Annotated in this window: 17 protein-coding genes; 8 read left to right on the top strand and 9 right to left on the bottom strand. The window is 59.0% G+C overall.

Annotated features, from left to right (window positions below):
* Positions 1-24: 24 nt before the first annotated feature.
* From DHN55_RS07310 to DHN55_RS07295, 4 genes are read right to left on the bottom strand one after another with little or no spacing between them, the layout of a single operon-like run.
* Entirely contained in the window at positions 25-927 is a 903-nt protein-coding gene (locus tag DHN55_RS07310; protein WP_108880661.1) for an NAD(P)-binding domain-containing protein, read from the bottom strand.
* A complete protein-coding gene (locus DHN55_RS07305) occupies positions 924-1,460 on the bottom strand; it encodes a gluconokinase, GntK/IdnK-type (protein ID WP_108880660.1) in 537 nt (178 codons plus the stop codon). The genes DHN55_RS07310 and DHN55_RS07305 overlap by 4 nt, the downstream gene beginning before the upstream one ends.
* Positions 1,457-2,785 (bottom strand): NADP-dependent phosphogluconate dehydrogenase, encoded by a 1,329-nt coding sequence (gene gndA / locus DHN55_RS07300; RefSeq protein ID WP_108880659.1) that lies wholly within the window; start codon positions 2,783-2,785, stop codon positions 1,457-1,459. The genes DHN55_RS07305 and gndA overlap by 4 nt, the downstream gene beginning before the upstream one ends.
* A complete protein-coding gene (locus tag DHN55_RS07295; RefSeq protein WP_108880658.1) occupies positions 2,782-3,552 on the bottom strand; it encodes an FCD domain-containing protein in 771 nt (256 codons plus the stop codon). The genes gndA and DHN55_RS07295 overlap by 4 nt, the downstream gene beginning before the upstream one ends.
* 280 nt (positions 3,553-3,832) lie before the next feature.
* Here DHN55_RS07295 and DHN55_RS07290 point away from each other — a divergent pair, with 280 nt between their 5' ends.
* The 6 genes from DHN55_RS07290 (at position 3,833) to DHN55_RS07265 (ending at position 10,295) form a co-directional block, all read left to right on the top strand.
* On the top strand, positions 3,833-4,855 hold the full coding sequence (locus DHN55_RS07290; RefSeq protein WP_337660019.1) for a TRAP transporter substrate-binding protein: 1,023 nt from the start codon (positions 3,833-3,835) through the stop codon (positions 4,853-4,855).
* A gap of 126 nt (positions 4,856-4,981) precedes the next feature.
* Entirely contained in the window at positions 4,982-5,779 is a 798-nt protein-coding gene (locus DHN55_RS07285) for a TRAP transporter small permease subunit (protein WP_108880657.1), read from the top strand.
* Between the two features lie 13 nt (positions 5,780-5,792).
* Positions 5,793-7,421, top strand: coding sequence for a TRAP transporter large permease subunit (locus DHN55_RS07280; RefSeq protein ID WP_108880656.1), 1,629 nt, complete (start codon positions 5,793-5,795; stop codon positions 7,419-7,421).
* Between the two features lie 49 nt (positions 7,422-7,470).
* The gene (locus DHN55_RS07275) at positions 7,471-8,544 is read left to right on the top strand and encodes an enolase C-terminal domain-like protein (protein ID WP_108880655.1); all 1,074 of its coding nucleotides are present in this window, start codon (positions 7,471-7,473) and stop codon (positions 8,542-8,544) included.
* 19 nt (positions 8,545-8,563) lie between these two features.
* Positions 8,564-9,448, top strand: a complete 885-nt coding sequence (locus tag DHN55_RS07270) for a phytanoyl-CoA dioxygenase family protein (RefSeq protein ID WP_108881764.1) — start codon at positions 8,564-8,566, stop codon at positions 9,446-9,448.
* A 10-nt stretch (positions 9,449-9,458) separates the two neighbouring features.
* Positions 9,459-10,295, top strand: coding sequence for a shikimate dehydrogenase (locus tag DHN55_RS07265; RefSeq protein ID WP_108880654.1), 837 nt, complete (start codon positions 9,459-9,461; stop codon positions 10,293-10,295).
* Here DHN55_RS07265 and DHN55_RS07260 read toward each other — a convergent pair.
* Positions 10,292-11,062: an SDR family oxidoreductase gene (locus tag DHN55_RS07260; RefSeq protein WP_108880653.1), complete on the bottom strand. Its 771-nt coding sequence runs from the start codon at positions 11,060-11,062 to the stop codon at positions 10,292-10,294. The two genes, DHN55_RS07265 and DHN55_RS07260, sit on opposite strands and share 4 nt — an antisense overlap.
* 80 nt (positions 11,063-11,142) lie before the next feature.
* Between DHN55_RS07260 and DHN55_RS07255 the strand changes: the two genes are divergently transcribed.
* Positions 11,143-12,180 carry an alcohol dehydrogenase catalytic domain-containing protein gene (locus DHN55_RS07255; protein ID WP_108881763.1) on the top strand — a complete coding sequence of 346 codons (1,038 nt, stop codon included), beginning with the start codon at positions 11,143-11,145 and terminating at the stop codon, positions 12,178-12,180.
* Positions 12,181-12,206: 26 nt separating this feature from the next.
* On the opposite strand, the gene DHN55_RS07250 is transcribed toward DHN55_RS07255, so the two are convergent.
* The 4 genes from DHN55_RS07250 to DHN55_RS07235 all read right to left on the bottom strand — a co-directional run bounded on the left by DHN55_RS07250 (position 12,207) and on the right by DHN55_RS07235 (position 17,507).
* The gene (locus tag DHN55_RS07250) at positions 12,207-12,836 is read right to left on the bottom strand and encodes a glutathione S-transferase N-terminal domain-containing protein (protein WP_108880652.1); all 630 of its coding nucleotides are present in this window, start codon (positions 12,834-12,836) and stop codon (positions 12,207-12,209) included.
* Positions 12,837-12,913: 77 nt separating this feature from the next.
* Positions 12,914-14,173, bottom strand: a complete 1,260-nt coding sequence (locus tag DHN55_RS07245; RefSeq protein WP_337660018.1) for an NAD(P)/FAD-dependent oxidoreductase — start codon at positions 14,171-14,173, stop codon at positions 12,914-12,916.
* A 4-nt stretch (positions 14,174-14,177) separates the two neighbouring features.
* Entirely contained in the window at positions 14,178-16,397 is a 2,220-nt protein-coding gene (locus tag DHN55_RS07240; RefSeq protein ID WP_108880650.1) for a TRAP transporter fused permease subunit, read from the bottom strand.
* Between the two features lie 96 nt (positions 16,398-16,493).
* The gene (locus DHN55_RS07235; RefSeq protein WP_337660017.1) at positions 16,494-17,507 is read right to left on the bottom strand and encodes a TAXI family TRAP transporter solute-binding subunit; all 1,014 of its coding nucleotides are present in this window, start codon (positions 17,505-17,507) and stop codon (positions 16,494-16,496) included.
* Between the two features lie 119 nt (positions 17,508-17,626).
* On the opposite strand from DHN55_RS07235, the gene DHN55_RS07230 reads away from it, so the two are divergent.
* Positions 17,627-18,565 (top strand): LysR family transcriptional regulator, encoded by a 939-nt coding sequence (locus DHN55_RS07230; RefSeq protein ID WP_337660016.1) that lies wholly within the window; start codon positions 17,627-17,629, stop codon positions 18,563-18,565.
* Positions 18,566-18,569: the final 4 nt, after the last annotated feature.

Raw genomic sequence — 18,569 nt, 5'->3', positions numbered from 1 at the left:
CCAGCCAGCCGCTGTCGTTGGTTGCTATTTGTCGAACTTGATGCCGTTCAGTTCGCCAACCACATCCGACATCATCGGCATATGACGTTCACCGTCGCCCTTGGCGACCGCCATCGCATAGGACTGTTTCACCGCCGGCGCGACCATGGCTGCCATGCCCGATGCCTCGATCATGTTGTTGAAATAGCGCTGGTCCTTGAGGCAGTTGCGAATGGCGAATTCATGCGCCTTGGGGTCGCGGCCGATAACCCACTTGCTCATGTTCTCGAAGTTGCCGCAGTACATGCCGCCGGCCTTCACCACGTCGTACAGCGTCTTTTGGTCAACACCGGTCTTGGTGCACGCCGTATAGGCTTCAGCCCACACAGCCGAATACGACATGGCAATGAAGTTGTTGATCAGCTTGATCTTGTGACCGTTACCAAGCGGACCGACATGAATGATGTTTTCAGCCCATGTCTCGATCAGCGGGCGAAGCTCCTTGAGGGTCTTGGCATCGGACCCGACGAATGTGTTCAGGCGGCCTTCCTCGGCTTCCTTCGGCGTGCGCCCGAGCGGGGCGTCGATCAGCTTGACACCAACTGCCTTCAGCTCCCCCGCCAGCTCCAGCGTCGATGTTGGGTCGGATGTCGAGGTATCGACAACTATGGTTCCCTTGGCAGCGCCCGCCGCAATGCCGGACTTGCCGCGAACCAGTTCCTCGACCTGTGCCGATGATGAAACGCACAGAAAAATGACATCGCTGGCCTTGGCCAGCGCGGCGGCGTTCTTTGCTTCCTTGGCGCCGCGTTTGACCAGGTCGGTAACCGGCTTGCGGTTCTTGTGTCCCATGATGGTCAGCTTGTAGCCGGATGCCAGGATATTCTTGGCCATGCCGTGGCCCATCAGGCCGACGCCGATAAATCCGACACGTGGTTTGGTGCTCATGATTGAGTTTCCTTTTGCTTGTTTGAATTTGAAGATGCAGAAAATTTCAGGAATGCAAGCGCGCGCCCGACGATGGCGTCCGGCTGTTCGGCGATATCCAGGTTGACGGCCGCTTCATCCGCCTCGGGCACCTCAAGGGTGGCAAGCTGGCTGTCCAGCAGGCCTGCCGGCATGAAGTGGCCACGCCGTTCGCTCATACGCGTCTCGAGCAGCGATCTGCTGCCGGTCAGGTGCACCAGTTTCAGGTCCCCGCCGCCGTTGCGCAGCCTGTCCCGGTAGACCCGCTTCAATGCGGAACATGACACTACGACACACGGCACACCGGATGAGACCTGCGCCGCCTGCACTGCAATGGCATCAAGCCACGGTTCGCGATCCTCATCGTTGAGCGGAACACCGGCGGCCATCTTTTCCTTGTTGCCGGCGGGATGCAGCTCGTCACCTTCAATGAAAGCGGCATCAAGCCTTGCGGCCAGCATGCGGCCAATTGTGGTCTTGCCGCAACCGCATACGCCCATCACCACCACGATCATGTTTCGCCCTCGTGCCAGGGCCCGTGAAAGGGTTCTCCGGTTTCCCGGTGTTTGAGGCCGTGTGCGCCGAACCTGTCGCGCTGCAACTGCACCAGGGCCGTCGGCAGCTGGTCGGCGGCGCAGGAATCCAGATACGCAAGGCTGGCGGACATTACCGGTACCGGCACGGCCGCTGCCGAGGCTGCAGCCACGGACCGGCGCAGTCCGCTGGATTGCTCCGATGCCGTATCAAACAGGGCCGCAGGATCAGCAAACTTGTCCAGCATGGCCATGCGCAGGATCGAGCCCTGCCGCCACACCCGTGCAGCCTCGGAAAGCTGTACCTTCCAGTCATACTCCTGGCTTGCCACAGTAAGCAGGTGTGCACCCTGGGCCAGGGCCAGCGCCACGGCGCACACCAGTGCGTCATGAACAGCTTCCGTCGTGATCCCGGCATCGGTTTCCGGCCTGTCCTGGGGAAGAACCCGCAACACTTCATGCGACGAAACCTGGCGCATGGTGACAGCCGCCATGATCGACGGCACCGGCACACCAAGGTTGACGGCTTCACTGATACACCAGCCTCCGGTTCCCTTCTGTCCTGCGGCATCATCCACGAGATCAACCAGCAGGCTCCCGGAGGCAATGTCATTGGCTTGCAGGACGTCGCCGGAAATCTCCATCAGGTATCCGGCAAGGGGTCCGCGGGACCAGATCTCAAGTTGTCGGCCGGCGGCAAAGGTTGTCAGACCGGACAGTTCAAGCAATTGCCAGCTTTCGGCAATCGCCTGCATGATGGCGTATTCGATACCGTTGTGAACCATCTTGACGAAGTGTCCTGCTCCGCCTTCCCCAAACCAGCCCAGACAAGAATTCCCGTCATGCCTGGCTGCCACATTGGCCAGCAGCGGTTCCAGCATGATGCGCATTTCAGCAGCGCACCCTAACATCATGGATGGTCCGCTGCGCGCTCCTTCGGCGCCGCCCGATACGCCAAGACCCGCGAAATTGATGCCGTGTTCGCGGCACGCCAGGACATTGGTCTCGGTGTCCAGGTAGTTTGAATTTCCGCCGTCAATGATGACGTCACCTTTTTCCAGCAACCCGGTCAATTGCTCGGTCAATTCGACAACCGGGCGGCCCGACTTGACCATCAGCAAGACAATGCTGGGAACCGGCAGGCTGTTCACCAGCATTTCCATTGTGTCGCACACCTCAACCCCCTCGACACTCCAGCTGCGCGCCTGCGGCCACGGATCCCAGACAACGCACTGGTGGCCGGCATCGCGAAAATTCAGGGCAAGGTTGCGGCCCATGACGCCTAAGCCGATGATCGCCAGTTTCATGATGCTGCCACCTGTTTTGCCGGCGCAGCCCGGTTTGCCGCCCTGAAGAATGCTGTTATGTGCCGCTCAAGGGCCGTGGCACAGCCATCTCCGTCCCTGGCCAGGGCGGCATCGAGTATCGCCTTATGCTCTTCGATGATGCGCAAGCCCCTGAACCCCACTGCGCGGTATTCCAGCGCGACCACTTTTCTGAATTGGTCGAAAGCCGCCTTGTGAAGCTTCGTGTGCAGCTTTGAGCCGCAACCGGAAACCAGCGCTTCGTGAAACTCCCAGTCACACTGGCGCCAGAGCTCGTAGTTTGTCACCGAGCCGGATTTCATTCTGAATTCGATATGCGCCAGGCGATGATGGGCCGCGACCAGGGCGCTTTCCCAGTCCACACCGCCATTGGCGATGGATTTTCGGGCACCATCGGTTTCCAGCAGGATCCTGAACCGGGCAACTTCTTCCAGCCCCTCACCGGCCACCCCGGCGCTCAACATGCCGCTGTGATCAAGGGTCATTGACGCATGGGGGTCCAGTATGACTGCACCGCAGTTCACCCTCACATCAACCAGCCCGAAGACTTCCAGCGCCACAATCGCCTCGCGCACGGTGGCACGCGACACGTTGAACTGTTGCGCGAGCTTGTGTTCGGATGGCAGGCGGTCACCGGGCTTCATGTCCTGCTCCGCCACGAAAGCCGCAATTTGGCGCGCCACGACCGCATACAGGCGCTTTACTTCTGTGCGCTGAACAAGTGATTGATATTGCTTGGATTGGTTCATATTGTCAGACAATTTCCACTACGGCTAACTGTGCACATGCGCCAACCATGTCCGCAACAATGAAAGATTAGTTGGGTTGCCGCCGGAATGCAATTATCGAAAAACCATCAGATTGTCTGACAATCCTATATTGCCAGCCCCCGCTATGCACCCTATCGTTGAAATCAAGAGGGAACCGGCCTAGCCGGTCAACTTCGGCGTTCAGGCATCAAAGATCTGAAATCACGCACAATCAAGATGGCCAGCCAGAGGGGCGGCCATACACATGGAGGAAGTACTTATGTTGATGAAAAAAGCCCTTGCCGGCGTCGCCACAGCGGCCCTGCTGGCCACCGGTCTCAGTGCTGTTGCCAGCGCAGCGGAAACCAAACTGCGTATCCAGACGCACTATGCGCCTGAGACACCATCGGGCAAGCTTGCGGCCCAATATGTTGACGATGTCCAGAAGATGTCGAACGGCGAAATCCAGATCGAGATGTTCTATTCGTCTTCTGTCGTCAAATCGGTTGAAACCTTCGATGCTGCAGCAACGGGTATCCTTGATTGCGACATGACCGGCGGTTCCTACCAGACCGGTAAGAACCCGGCATTCCAGTTTGTCGGCGACATCATGGGTGGCTACGAAACCCCCTACCAGCAGCTGTCCTGGCTGTATTATGGCGGCGGCCTGGACGCTGCGCAGAAGCTGTACAACAAGTTCGACATGGAGCTGATCGGCTGGTGGGTTTACGGGCAGGAGTCATTTGCGTCCGGCAAGCCGATCACCCAGGTATCCGACTTCAAGGACTGGAAATTCCGCTCACCTCCCGGCATGGAAACCAAGATTTTTGAAAAGCTCGGTGCCAAGCCCATCGTGATGGACTTCACTGAAATCTTTACCGCCCTTGAATCAGGCATCATTGACGGCGCGGATGCATCCGGTCTCGCCAACAATGTCGGCCTTGGTCTGTATGATATCGTGAAGTACGCCAACTACCCCGGCTTCCACTCCATGCCGTCGGATCACCTGGCCTGCAACAAGGCCAAGTTCGACGCCATGCCGGCACACCACCAGCGCATCATGAAAGTAGGCATGGAAGCACTGGCGCTGCGCACTGCCCTGACATTCGAAAAGAAGAATGCCGAAGCAGCAGCAAGCCTTAAGGAAAAGGGCGTTACGCTGTCGCAGTGGGCACCGGAGGAACTGCAGAAGTTCCGTGATGCGGCCCAGGCAACCTGGCCCGAGTTTGCGACCACGCCGGAAGCCAAGGACCTGGTTGAAGCGCACCTGAAATACCTGCGCCAGCTCGGCCTGGCCAAGTAACCTGAAACACCGCGGGGCGGCTCCTCTTGGGAGCCGCCTCAATTTCATCTTTCCAACCACCATTGCCGATTGCTTGGCGCTGGTGGTTTGAAAGGGGAAATTCGGGGTTGATGGGAGTTTGGGCAAATGATCGAACATGAACGGACAGGTCCGCTGGACCTGCTCACCTGGAGTTTCAGCCGCATCGCCATGTGGGCTCCGTTCTTCATCGTTCTCATCATCCTGTACGAAGTGGTCATGCGCTATTTCTTTGCCGCCGCCACGCTGTGGGTGAACGAGATGTCGCTGTGGGTCGCCGGCGGTATCTACCTGTCTGCCGGCCTGTATGCCATGCAGCAACGCAGCCACATCCGCATCTTCATCATTTACGACATGGCGCCGCTCTGGCTGCGCCGGGCATTTGACGTTCTGTCAACCGTTTGCGTATCGGTCTTTGCATTTGCGGTCGTGTGGGGCGGGTTCGGTGAATCGAAAGCCAAGTTCCTGCGCTGGGAAACCTTCGGCACCGCCTACGACCCGCCGATCCCGGCAACCATCAAGCCGCTGGTACTCACCATGCTGCTGTTCTTGGCGCTGCAGGCCTGTTCCAACCTCATCCGGGACTGGCCCTCGGCCGCCTGGGTGCGCAAGTCTTTTGATATTTTCGTAACCGTCCTGATAACCGGACTTGCGCTGACAGCTGCCTACAACCTGTTCATAGATCCGCCCGAAGGGCATGTCGTGCCGCTGAAATGGCAGTTCGGTATTGCAGTATTCCTGTTCATGTCCGTGGTCATCGTGTGGCTCGGACTGTTTCGCGATTTCAACAAGACGCCGGTTCCGCATGTGGAACTGGATGAAGTTGCCGAGGAAGCAGCTCAACTCAAAAAGGTGAATCTGCCCGACGAGATACTGTCCGGTAACCCACCGAAGCCGAAAGACTAGGGGCGCTTTATTCATGGATATCGGGACAATCTCGCTGATTCTGCTGCTGGGCATGCTGTTCCTGCTGGCCATCGGCATGCCGCTGGGTTTTGCCTCCGGCTTTCTGGCCGTCGTGGTCATGGTATTGAAATTCGAACCGACCCTGATAACCGATCCGTTCAGCTTCGGCTCCGGCATACTGACCGGCAATTTCGGCAGCGGGCCGATGAACATCCTGGCACAGCGATTGTACGGCATCACGACCAATTATGTGCTGGTTTCGGTACCCTTGTTCATATTTATGGCGACCCTGCTGGAGCGCTCCGGCATCGCCAAGGACATGTACTCGTGCCTCAGCCAGTGGATGTCACGCACCCGTGGCGGTATCGCAGTTGTGACCGCCATCATGGCCATCGTCATGGCGGCAATGTCCGGCATTATCGGTGGCGAGGTTGTCCTGCTCGGCCTGATAGCGCTGCCGCAGATGCTTCGCCTGGGCTACAACCAAAACCTCGCCATCGGGACCATCTGCGCATCCGGCTCGCTCGGCACCATGATCCCTCCGTCAATTGTTCTGATCTTCTATGGCCTGATCACCGAAACCTCGATCCACGCCCTGTTCAAGGCGGCCTTCCTGCCCGGTTTCATGCTGGCCGGGTGTTACATCATCTACATTCTGGTGCGCACCCGCATGAACCCGGAGCTGGCCCCGTTGCCCGACCCCTCCCCCGATGACATGACCGGCAAGGAAAAAGCGCTTTATGGCAGTTCACTTTTGTTTCTGCTGGCCGGTGTCGGTTCTGCCCTGATCGTGGCAAGATGGCTGTACCTGACCATCGGCAGCCAGTTCAACGAGAAGATGATCGACGGCAACACCCGCCTGATCGACAACGCCACCCTTTATCAGTATCTCGCCATCACTCTTGTCTCCGCTGGATTCATCTACTTCGTCGTGGGCATCAATGTCGCAAAAACCGCCTGGGAAAAGGGCAAGGGCATGGTCGCTCCCATGATGGTTGTCTTTGTCGTGCTCGGGTCGATCTATGGCGGCATAACCGGTATTACCGAAGCGGCCGCCATGGGCGCGCTTGCTGTCCTGTTCCTGATCTGGATCCGCGGAGAGTTCTCGATCAACCTGTTGCGCGAAGCCTCCATGCGCACCTTCAAGTCCACCGGCACCATCATCTGGGTAACGTTTGGCGCCACCGCACTTGCCGGCGCCTACACCATTGCCGGCGGGCCGACCTATGTCGCCAACCTGATTGTCGGTTATGACCTTCCAACCATGGGCGTACTGCTGGTCATGATGGTGATCTTCCTGTTCCTCGGCGCGTTCATGGACTGGACCGGCATCGTGCTGCTGGTGATGCCGGTGTTCCTGCCCATCGTCCTGAAACTGCCGATTGAAGAACTCGGCCTGACCGGAGGGCTGGACTCCAGTACCATGGTGCGCGTCTGGTTCGGCATATTGTTCTGCGTCAACATGCAGGTCAGTTTCCTGTCACCACCCTTCGGCCCGGCCGCGTTCTATCTCAAGTCCGTGGCGCCGCCGCATATCACGCTGCCGGACATTTTCCGTGGCTTCCTGCCGTTCATCGTCATGCAGATATTCATTTTGATGATCATCCTGCTGGTCCCGGAAATTACCACGGTGTTCCTGTAAACCGCTTAGCCGTTCGGAGATATTGTTGGAACCAACGTCAATCAGTGCAATGGAAACCGGTCACTACCTGATCAAGCTTGATCAGGTGCTGACCGACAGCATGCACGGCGAAATGCACGGCTTTGAAATCGTCACCGTCAGGTTGTCATCCGCCGATGGCGCGGAAGGCGTCGGCTACACGTTCACCTGCGGGCGTAATGGCGGCGCCATCGCCGACATCCTGCGGCGAGAAATTGCCGGCCTGGTAACCGGCGAAGACCCGGACCGTATCGAGCACCTGTGGAACAAGTTGTGGTGGGACCTTCACTATGGCGGACGTGGCGGGCCTACCGTGCTGGCCATTTCCGCGCTCGACATGGCGTTGTGGGACTTAAAGGCAAAACGCGCGCGCCTTCCCTTGTGGCGTCTGCTCGGTGGCAACGATCCGAAGGTGCCGTGCTACGCAGGCGGCATCGATCTTGAGCTTACCGCGGATGAATTGATCCGGCAGACCGAAGGCAATCTGGCCAAGGGTTTCCGCGCCATCAAGATGAAGGTGGGGCGTGAAAAGCTGAGCGAGGACGTCGCCAAGATTGCCGCCATGCGTGACTTCCTCGGCGAAGAATTCCCGCTCATGGTCGACGCCAACATGAAGTGGAGCGTTGACCAGGCCATCCGGGCGGCGCGTGCCTTTGAACCCTATCATCCGGTCTGGCTGGAAGAACCCATCTCACCCGACGATGTTGCAGGTCACGCCCGCGTGGTGCGCGAAGGCGGGTTGCCCATTGCGGCGGGTGAAAACCTGCGCACCGTCTGGGATTTCCGCCACCTGATTGCCTCCGGCGGCGTTACCTATCCCGAACCTGACGTCACCAATTGCGGCGGCATCACCAGCTTCATGAAGATTGCGCACCTGGCCGAGGCGTTCAACCTGCCGGTCACGTCGCACGGTGCCCATGATGTTACGGTACATCTCATGGCGGCGGCGCCAAACCGCTCCTATCTTGAAGCACACGGGTTTGGACTGGACGAATACCTTGCCCATCCGCTGGTGATCGAGGATGGATTTGCCATTGCACCAGAACGGGTGGGACACGGCATGGAATTTGACTGGAAGGGTTTGAGCAAAATCAGCGTCTCGTAAGGTGAGAGAAAGTGATGTCATGGAAACTCTGAACAAAACCCAGGTGCAGTTTTACCGCGACAACGGTTACCTGATGCTGGAGTCAAGGATTCCCGAGGCCGAGATCGAAAAGTGCATCGCCGAAATCGAAAATTTCCGCGAAGAGGCAAGCCATCTGGATGCATCAAACGACCGGCTCGACCTTGAAGACACCCATACGCAAGACAATCCCAGATTGCGCCGGATCAAGCTGCCGCACACAATCTCAGACGTGTTTGCCGGCCTGATGCGATCAGACCATGTGCTGGCGCCGGTCCGCGACCTCATTGGTCAGAACCTGCGCCTGCACACATCCAAGCTGAACATGAAATCGGCCGAATATGGCGCAGCCGTTGAATGGCACCAGGACTGGGCCTTCTACCCGCACACCAATGACGATGTGCTGGCAGTGGGCATCGTACTCAACGACGTTGGCCCGGATAATGGTCCGCTGATGGTGTTCCCGGGGACCCATCAGGGAGAGGTATTCGACCATCACTCAAATGGCGTCTTTGCAGGTGCCATGGACCTTGCAAAATCCGGCCTCGACCTGAAAGACGCGGTCAAGCTGACCGGGCCGCGCGGTTCCATGTCGATCCATCACGCGCGCACGGTACATGGCTCCGATCTCAACCGCTCGGATCGCGACAGGATGCTGTTGTTGTATGAAATCATGGCGGCAGACGCCTATCCGGTCATGGGTGCCATGACGCCGTGGCCGTCGCTGGCCGAGTACGACGAGAAGCTGCTGTGCGGGTCCGGCACCATAACGCCCAGGCTTGCCGACGTGCCGGTCCGCATCCCCCAACCGCAGCCGGCAAAAACCGGGTCCATCTACGAAATACAGTCGACAGCGCACAAGCGCGCATTCGACACGGTCATGTGACGACCGCTCCATGGACACACTGACCGCCGGCCTGATCGGCTCTCATATTCAGAAAACCCGCCTGCCCCGCGCGCTGGGATTGTTGTGCGATGAAGCCGGCATCCGGCTGCAGTTCGAACTGATTGATACCGACGGCGTTGCCGGTTTTGACTTCGATGCGACCGTAGACGATCTGAAGATCCGCGACTGGTCCGGCGTCACTGTTACCCATCCGCACAAGACGAACGCCGCCCGGTACGCCGGTGAAAGCCTGTGCCCGGAAATCGCTCGGCTGGGCGCTAGCAATACACTGGTCTTCGGGCCGCCCTTGCGGGGCCACAACACTGACTTTACCGGCTTTGTATCTGCCTGGCACACCGGCATGGGCAATACGTCGCCCGGCAAGGTTGCCTTGGCCGGTGCCGGCGGCGTTGCGCGCGCCCTGGCGTTTGCGCTGGCAGACCTCGGCGCAACCGGCATCTCGATCTGGGATATTGAGCCCGGCAAGGCACAACAGCTTGCAGATGAATGCGGGCACCCTGCGCAGGCCATTTCACCGACCAAGGCCAACTCGGCGGTCAGCACTGCCGACGGGCTCATCAATGCAACTGCGCTTGGCATGGAACACGCACCCGGCATGGCGTTTCAGCCGGATCACATAGGACCACAGAGCTGGGCATTCGATGCCGTCTACACACCGACCAACACAACGTTCCTGAAAACCTGCCATGCCGCGGGCCTTGAGTGCCTGACCGGCTTTGACCTGTTCTGTCACATGGCCATCGGCAGTTTCGAAGCCTATACCGGCATCGCGGTCGACAAACAGTCAGCTCTGCGAAAGTTGGCGGCCCTGCGCCCTGAAGACTAAAGGCAGGCGGTTATGCCGCCATCCACATACAGAATATGACCGTTCACGAAACTCGCTGACCCCGACGACAGGAACACCGCCGCACCCACCAGTTCATCGACCTTGCCCCAGCGCCCGGCAGGCGTGCGGTTTGACAGCCAGGCGGAAAACTCCTCATCCGCGACCAGCGCTTCGGTAAGCTCGGTTTCAAAATACCCCGGCGCCAGACCGTTCACCTGCAGGCCGTGCTTGGCCCAGTCCGTGCACATGCCCTTGGTGAGGTTTGCAACCGCGCCTTTCGATGCCACGTAAGGCGCAATGCCGGGCCGCGCCAGCGCGGTCTGCACTGAGCAGATATTGATGATCTTGCCCTGTTTGCGCTCAATCATGTGCCTGGCGACCGCCTTGCCGACATTGAACACCGAGTTCAGGTTGGTGCGCATGAGCGTGTCCCAGGCATCATCGGGAAACTCTTCCAGCGGGGTGCGGTGCTGCATGCCGGCATTGTTGATAAGAATGTCTATCGCGCCGGTCTCCGCCTCGATCTTTTCGACCCCGGCCCTGACTGCATCAGGAACGGTGACATCAAACACCGCTGTCGAGACAGTTGCGCCGGTTTCCCGAAGCGCTGCGGCAGCCTGATCCAGTGTTTCAGCATTTCGCCCGTTGATGACGATTTCCGCGCCTGCGCCTGACAGACCTCTGGCCAGGGCATACCCGATCCCCTTGCTGGAGCCGGTTATCAGTGCCCGTTTGCCGGAAAGGCCAAAAAGGTCTTGTACATTCATCTGCTGTGCCCCTTAGACTTGCATGAGACTTACTAATGACTGCTGTGCACAGGCACGGCAACCCCGGAGGCCGCGCCCAAGTGCAAACACTCACAATTCATTCCGCCAGGGACCTGAGAATAGAAGAGGCCGAGGCAGGCGTGCCGGGCCAGGGCCAGGTGCGCATTGCCATGGCGGCAGGCGGCATTTGCGGCTCCGACCTGCACTATTACAATCACGGTGGTTTCGGCCCTGTCCGGCTGCGCGAACCAATGGTGCTGGGTCATGAAGTTTCCGGTCATGTGGACGCTGTCGGGCCTGGTGTCAGCAAGGTGAAGCAAGGCGACCTGATCGCCGTCAATCCCAGCAGGCCATGCGGGGATTGCGGGTACTGCGACAAGGGTCATTTCAATCACTGCCTGAACATGCGGTTTTACGGATCCGCCATGCCGTTTCCCCACATCCAGGGCGCATTCCGCCAGCAATTGCTGGTCGATGAGGCCCAATGCGAGATTGCCGGGCCCGGTGTGAGCGCCGGCGAGGCTGCCATGGCGGAGCCGCTCAGCGTTTGCCTGCACGCGGTAAAACAGGCGGGCGGGATTGCAGGCGCCCGTGTCCTGATAACCGGCTGCGGACCGATCGGCGCGCTGTGTATCCTGGCCGCCAGACAGGCAGGCGCCACCGAAATAGTCGTGTGTGACCTGACCGATCAGGCGCTTGAATTTGCCGCCCGGCTCGGGGCTGACAAGACAGTCAACGTGTCGGGCGGGCCGGACGCGCTGGCGCAGTTCACAGCAGACAAGGGATACTTCGACACCTGCATCGAAGCCTCCGGCAGTGAACAGGCCCTGCACTCAGGTCTGACAGTGGTACATCCGCGCGGCACCATTGTGCAGCTGGGCCTGGGCGGCGATATGAGCGTGCCGATGAACATGGTGGTCGCCAAGGAATTGCAACTTGTCGGCAGTTTCCGCTTCCACGAGGAGTTTTCTTTAGCCGTGCAGTTGATCAGTTCAGGAGCGGTGGATGTAAAGCCACTGATCTCCGCTACACTGCCGCTTTCCGATGCGGTAGAGGCGTTCGACCTGGCCAATGACCGTTCGCGTGCCATGAAGGTCCAGCTGTCGTTTCAGGATTGAACCCAGCATGCCCCGGCGACGGGGGCTCAGGCCGGGTCTGTGCCGTACACAAGTTGAACGCTGGGCCGTTTCGAAACTGTGCTGGCGATCCGGTGCACATTTGCAAATTCCTCGACACGGGGATGCTCATGTGCCGGTGACAGCCACGTGGTCAGCATGAACAGGTAGATGTCTGCAGCACTGAGGTCTTCGCCGAGCATCCAGTCATTGTCGCCAATGGCATCGTCAACCACCCGCCAGAGTTCGCGCAATCGGGTGATCGAACGGCGTTTCACGCTGGCCTCATCCGCAGCTGTGTCACAAAACCGGTCAGAGTAATAACTCATCTGGTAGGCGTTCTGCACTGAGCTGGAAAAGAAGAACAGCCATTGCAGGAAACGTCCGCGCGCCGGATCGTCAACGCCAGGCGCGAGGCCGGCGTCCGGATGGCGGTCACAAAGCCAGGTGGTAATCGCGCCGCATTCGTAGATTGCGGCACCGTCGCTTATCAGTACCGGTATCCAGCCATTGGGATTGAGAGCCAGCAGTTCCGGCGGCCGCGGTGTATCCATGTCAATGCTTGTTCCAATGAGATCGTATGGCTGGCGCATTTCCTCGAGCAAAACGCGCACGCCCATGGCGGCACTGTTTTCAGCGTAATACAGGGAATATGTCATGTCTGTTGTGTTCCGGGATTGATCGCTTGCTCGAAGACAAGCCCCTTTTGTCACAGCCTGCCCGCACAGGGCAACTGTCAGCCAAACCGGTCCGGTGCATAGGCTGAAGTTTCCGCATTGCTGGACGACCCGTCGATCATGCCGGCAATCAGCCTGCCGGTCACAGGCGCCATGCCCAGGCCGTAGTGGCTGTGTCCGAAAGCGGCGAACAATCCGGCATGACCCCGCAGTTCGCCGATCGCCGGCAGGTTGTCCGGAAACGAAGGGCGTACGCCCATCCACCGCTCATTGGGTTCAATATTGAGCGCCGGCAGCAACCTCCGTGTTTGCGGACCCAGCATGTCGGCCCGCTGGTAACGCGGCGGGGCGCTGTGATGCGCAAATTCCGCCGTACCGGCTGATCGCAACCCGCCTTCCATGCTGCTGACCACGAACCTGCCCTGCACATCCGCCACCGAGTGGTTGAGTGATACGCCCGGATCTGAAAATTCCAGGTGGTAGCCACGCTCCGAGATCAGTGGCAGTTTGACGCCCAAAGACTTGAGCAGGTCCGCCGACCAGATACCTGCTGCAAGAACCAGGCGCGGCGCCGGGAGCCTGTCTTCCGGCGTCACCAGAACAAAACCTCCCTCCGGAGCCTTCTCGATACCCCGCACTTCAGCTTGCACAAACCGTGCACCCTGGGCACGCGCCTTGTCGGCCAGAACCTTGCACAGCCTGCCGGGAGCTGCCGCGCGTGCCTGATCCTTGATAATCACCGCCGTATGATAGTCTTCACTGATGGCGGGCTCGATGTCCCGGATCTGCCCGCCTTTGACGATCTCGACCGGCGCACCTTTTTCGGTACGCAACTTCCACGCAAGGTCGCTCAGCGCCGGATTGGCCTTGCCGCAAAACACATTGACGTACCAGCTGTCACGCAGCAGGTTTTCATGTCCGGTGCCGTTCAGGAAGCGGCGGTAGATGTCGACATTGTCATGCACCAGCCCGGCCATCGCCCGGGAAATCTCCTCAACCTTCGAAGCCCGCGTATTGGCCAGGAAACGCAACGCCCAGGGTATTGTGGTGAGCAGGTCGCGCCAGCGGATACTGACCGGACCGTCGGCACTCAAAAGCCAGCCGGGAATCTGCCGCGCGGTGCCCGGCATGCACTGCGGCACACATGACCAGGGTGAGATCACACCCGCATTGCCATAACTCGCCGCCTCGCCCGGCGGCTGGCGGTCAATCAGCGTGACCGCATAGCCCTTCTCCTGCAGGCTCAGCGCACAGCATACGCCGACAATGCCAGCCCCGAGTATGGTAACCTCTCCGCTTGCCGCAGTTCTCCTGCCCACCGGACTATCCAGCCTCGGCCGGCGCCTGCACATTGCGGCGCTTGGTTATCTGAATGATCAGCGTCGGCGCGGCGATGGCCAACGCCACCAAATCGGCCTGGAAGCTCGGAGCGATCATCACCACACCCGACAGTGCAAACAGCAGGCGCTCCGGCACGCTCATTGGCGTCAGGAAGAAACCGACAACCGCCGCCGACAGGAACAGGACGCCGAGGATACAACTGGTTGCCGTGTAGCTGAAGGTCAGGAGGTCAAAGCCGGTCGATGAGACAATCAGCAAGACCGGGGCATAGACGAACGCCATCGGCGCCACCACTTTGCCAAGCCCGAGCGTGAACGCGGAAATGCCGGTCCGGAACGGGTTGGCGTTGGCTATCGCGGCAGCCGCGTAGGCAGAGGTGCACACCGGTGGGGTGATCTCCGACACCACGCCGTAGTACAGGACGAACATGTGACTGGCGATCGGCGGAACACCAAGTTGCGCCAGCGCCGGCTGTGCTACCGACACCAGCATGATGTACAGTGCGGTGGTCGGAATCCCCGCCCCCATCAAAATGCAGGCGACGGCGACGAACACCAGCGACAGGAACAACTGCAGGTCAGTGACCGCGAACAGTTCCAGTCCACCGACTGTAATCAGGTCATAAAGGCTTGATGCCATTGCGCCGGCGCCCTGGGTGACCATGAAACCAATGCGGAACCCGATACCGGTGGTGTTGATGACACCTACGACAATACCGACCGCGGCGGAGGCGGCACCAACCGCCAGGGCATATTTCACCCCGAGCTGCACCGATTCACTCATTTCAGGGATCATCACCCGCGGCTGTGGATTGAAGGTCCCGACGATCGAAATGGTGATCAGTATGGCGCTCATGACCAGATCGAAGCCGCCGTTTGAATACTTCCACAGCACGAAGGCGATAAACGCTGCCGGCAGCACCAGCGTGACCGGCGCCCGGTGACGTGCCATGCCGACGATCACCGACAGCGAGATACCGCAGAACGCCGACATGAACGGCGTGTAGCCGGAGAACAGGACAATCAGCAGGCCGACCAGCGGGATGATGTTCGCCCAGCCATCACGCCAGACCTCGGCGAATTTGGGCAGCATGTCTTTCGACAAACCCTGCAGGTTCAGCTTGCGGGCCATCAGGTGCACCACGGCGAACACCCCGACATAATGCAGCATGGCGGGAAAGATCGCCGCAATCACAATTGTTGTGTAGGGAAGTTCCAGGAACTCCGCCATGATGAAGGCGGCAGCGCCCATGATCGGCGGGGTAATCTGCCCGCCTGCCGATGCCGCCGCCTCGACCCCGCCGGCAAAATGAGCCGGATATCCGAGCCGCTTCATATTGGGGATGGTCAGCGCACCGGTGGAAACCGTATTGGCCACCGATGAGCCTGAAATGGTGCCGAAAAACGCCGACGAGACCACCGACACCTTGGCCGGGCCGCCCGTATAGCGGCCGGCGAGGATCGTGGCGTTGTCGATAAACAGCGCACCGAGACCGGTGCGCTGGGCAATCACGCCGAACAGCACGAAATGAAACACGATGGTCGACACGACCCACAGCGTCACCCCGAAGATGCCTTCCTGCGGGAAGTACATGCTGGACACGAAGGTGTTAAACTTCACCCCAGGATGCTGCAGGATTCCAGGGAAATAGGGCCCGAGCAGCGCATAGGATATGAACACGCAGATGATCAGCGGCAGCACCCATCCCAGGGTACGCCGCGCCAGATCAAGCACCAGCACGATGATGATCACGCCGAAGAAAATGTCGTAGGAGTTGGGATTGCCCATCCTGAAGGTCTGTTCTTCGATGCCGAGCGCGGGAATGCCGCGCCACGCCACGCCGACATAGAGCGACGCTGCTACGCCCAAAATCATGAAGACCAGGTCGTAGAGCGGAATATTGCCGATCCGCAACCGGCTGACTTTCATGGCCAGCAGGCTTTTGGTCCGGAAGATCGGGAACAGGGCATAGGTGAGAATGAACAGGCCTGTCAGGTGCCAGCCCATGTGCCAGTGATCAGCCGGCAGGCCGAAGCCTGCGGTCAGGTAGTGGTACAGCGCGAAAACCAGAGCCACCACCTTGAGCACCTTGCCCACCGACGGCGAAACCTGTCGCGTCTGGGACGCTTCGTCATACTTTTCCTCGATAGCCGCCAGCTCCTCGGCTGACAATTCGCGATCAGTATCGTTTGATGTGCTCATGATGGCCTCCCCTGCGCAGGTCTTTTGGGTGGCAGGCGACGCTAACTTAAGCGTCGCCTGCCGTTTTTCAGTTCCAGGCTTTAGAGAAAAGCCGCCTTACTTGAGCAGGCCGACTTCCTTGTAGAACTTCTCAGCTCCAGGATGCAGCGGCACACCCAGTGCAGCTACACCGTCAAGAGCCGTTTCCGACGTAATCTGCTTGCCCTTGGCATGACCGTTGTCGAGCAGTTTGCGGGTATTGTCGTTCCACAGGGCTTTGGTGATGCCGTAGACGAGTTCTTCGGACTGGTCTGAAGACACTACCAGCAACGCACTTACAGCCGGTGTCAGCGTTTCAGCATCGACACCTTCATAAACACCTGCCGGGATTTTCGACGGGATGTAGGCCGGAATGATGCCATTGATCTTTTTCAGGTCATCATCGCTGAATGAATGCAGGCTCATGCCCTTGGTCGATGACAGTTGCACCATGGCTGCGACCGGCCAGCCGGCGGCATAGAAATAGGCATCAAGCTGACCGTCTGCCAGGCGTTCCGCACTCTGGCTGTTGTTCAGTTCAGCTTCTTCCATATTGTCACGATTTACGCCCCATGCATCCAGCATCTGGAGCACGGCAACCTGGGTGCCGGAACCGGCCTGTGCGATGCCGACGCGCTTGCCTTTCAGGTCTCCGAGATTGTTGATCTTGGCGCCCTTTGGCATCACCAGATGAAGGTCTTCCGGATACAGGTTGGCAATGATGCGCAGTTTCGGATGGGCTTTACCTTCAAATTTGCCTTCACCCATATACATCGAGCGGGTGACGTCGGCAGCAGCAAGACCTGCCTCCAGCTCGCCATTTTGCACCGCGGCATTGTTGAACACCGACGCGGTGGTCGACTGGGCAATGGCGATCAGGCCGGGCACACCGCACTGACCACCCTTGTCACAGGCACGCGCACCTGGAGGGGCAGAAATACCATTGGCGATTGTGCCGCCGATGGGGAAATATGTACCACCGGCACCACCTGTACCGATGCGGAAAAACTGCGGTGACTGCGCATGCGCAATACCGGCCGCCAATAGCGTACCGGCCGCCATGACAGCCATAAGTGTCTTGTGGAACTTCATACTTTTTCTCCCTTGAACCGGCTTCCCTGTGAAACCTTGAAGCAAAGGTTACGCCGTACAACTCATTTGCACAAATTTTCAATTTCTTTAAAGTCATAGAAAAAATTTGTAGGTGTATCGTGAATTTAAATCAGATGCGCGCCTTCCATGAGGTGATGCTGACCGGCTCGATTTCGCAGACCGCGCGCAATCTCAACCGGACGCAGCCATCGATCAGCGCCACCATCGCCAACCTCGAAAACGACCTTGGCATGAAGCTGTTCGATCGCAAGGGCGGCAGGCTGCACGCGGTTCCCGAAGCCAGGTATCTGTTCGAAGAATGTGGTGAGCTTCTGAAACGGGTCGAGTCGATCACCCAGAACATGCGCCGCATCAGGGCGCTTGAAAGCGGAGAATTGCGCATTGCCTCCATGCCCGGCCCATCGGTGTTCGTGTTGCCGGAAATCGTGTCGAAATATGCCAAGAACAAATCCGACATCAAGACGACACTCGTGTCGCGCTCGACCGAGGCCGTCATCCAGTTGCTGGCTGCCCAGCAATACGATGTCGGCATTTGCGACAATCATTCCAACCTGTCGCGGGAAAGCGGACTGATCGACTCCGAGCTGGTGAAGTTTTCCTGCCTGTGCGCCGTGCCGGCGCAAAGCCCGCTGGCCGCACACAAAGTCATCACCATCGACCATCTGCATGCTGAGCCGATTGGAATACTGATCGACGAGCATCCCGTCAGCATCCAGTTGCAGGACGCATTTGCCGCAACCGCAACGTCCATGAACGTGGCATTCTCGACCCAGTACTTCATTCCCCTGTTGACCTACGTGGAAAACGGCCTGGCCTGTGCCGTGGTCGATCCCGTGACAGCGGAAAGTTACAGGCTCTATCGCAGCGGACAGAGTGCCGGTGTCGTATTCAAGCCGTTTCACCCGGACATCGTTTTCGATCTGGCCATCCTGCGGCCCAACCACCGTCCGATATCACTACTGGCAAAGGACTTTGCGGGCACTCTCATCGAGCATTTTCGCACCATGGCCGCCAATCAGGCGAAACAGGCAACCTGATCCG

Origin of the sequence: Anderseniella sp. Alg231-50, assembly GCF_900149695.1 — a bacterium.
Taxonomy (GTDB): Bacteria; Pseudomonadota; Alphaproteobacteria; order Rhizobiales; family Aestuariivirgaceae; genus Anderseniella.
This window is presented reverse-complemented; position numbering and strand designations above follow the sequence as displayed.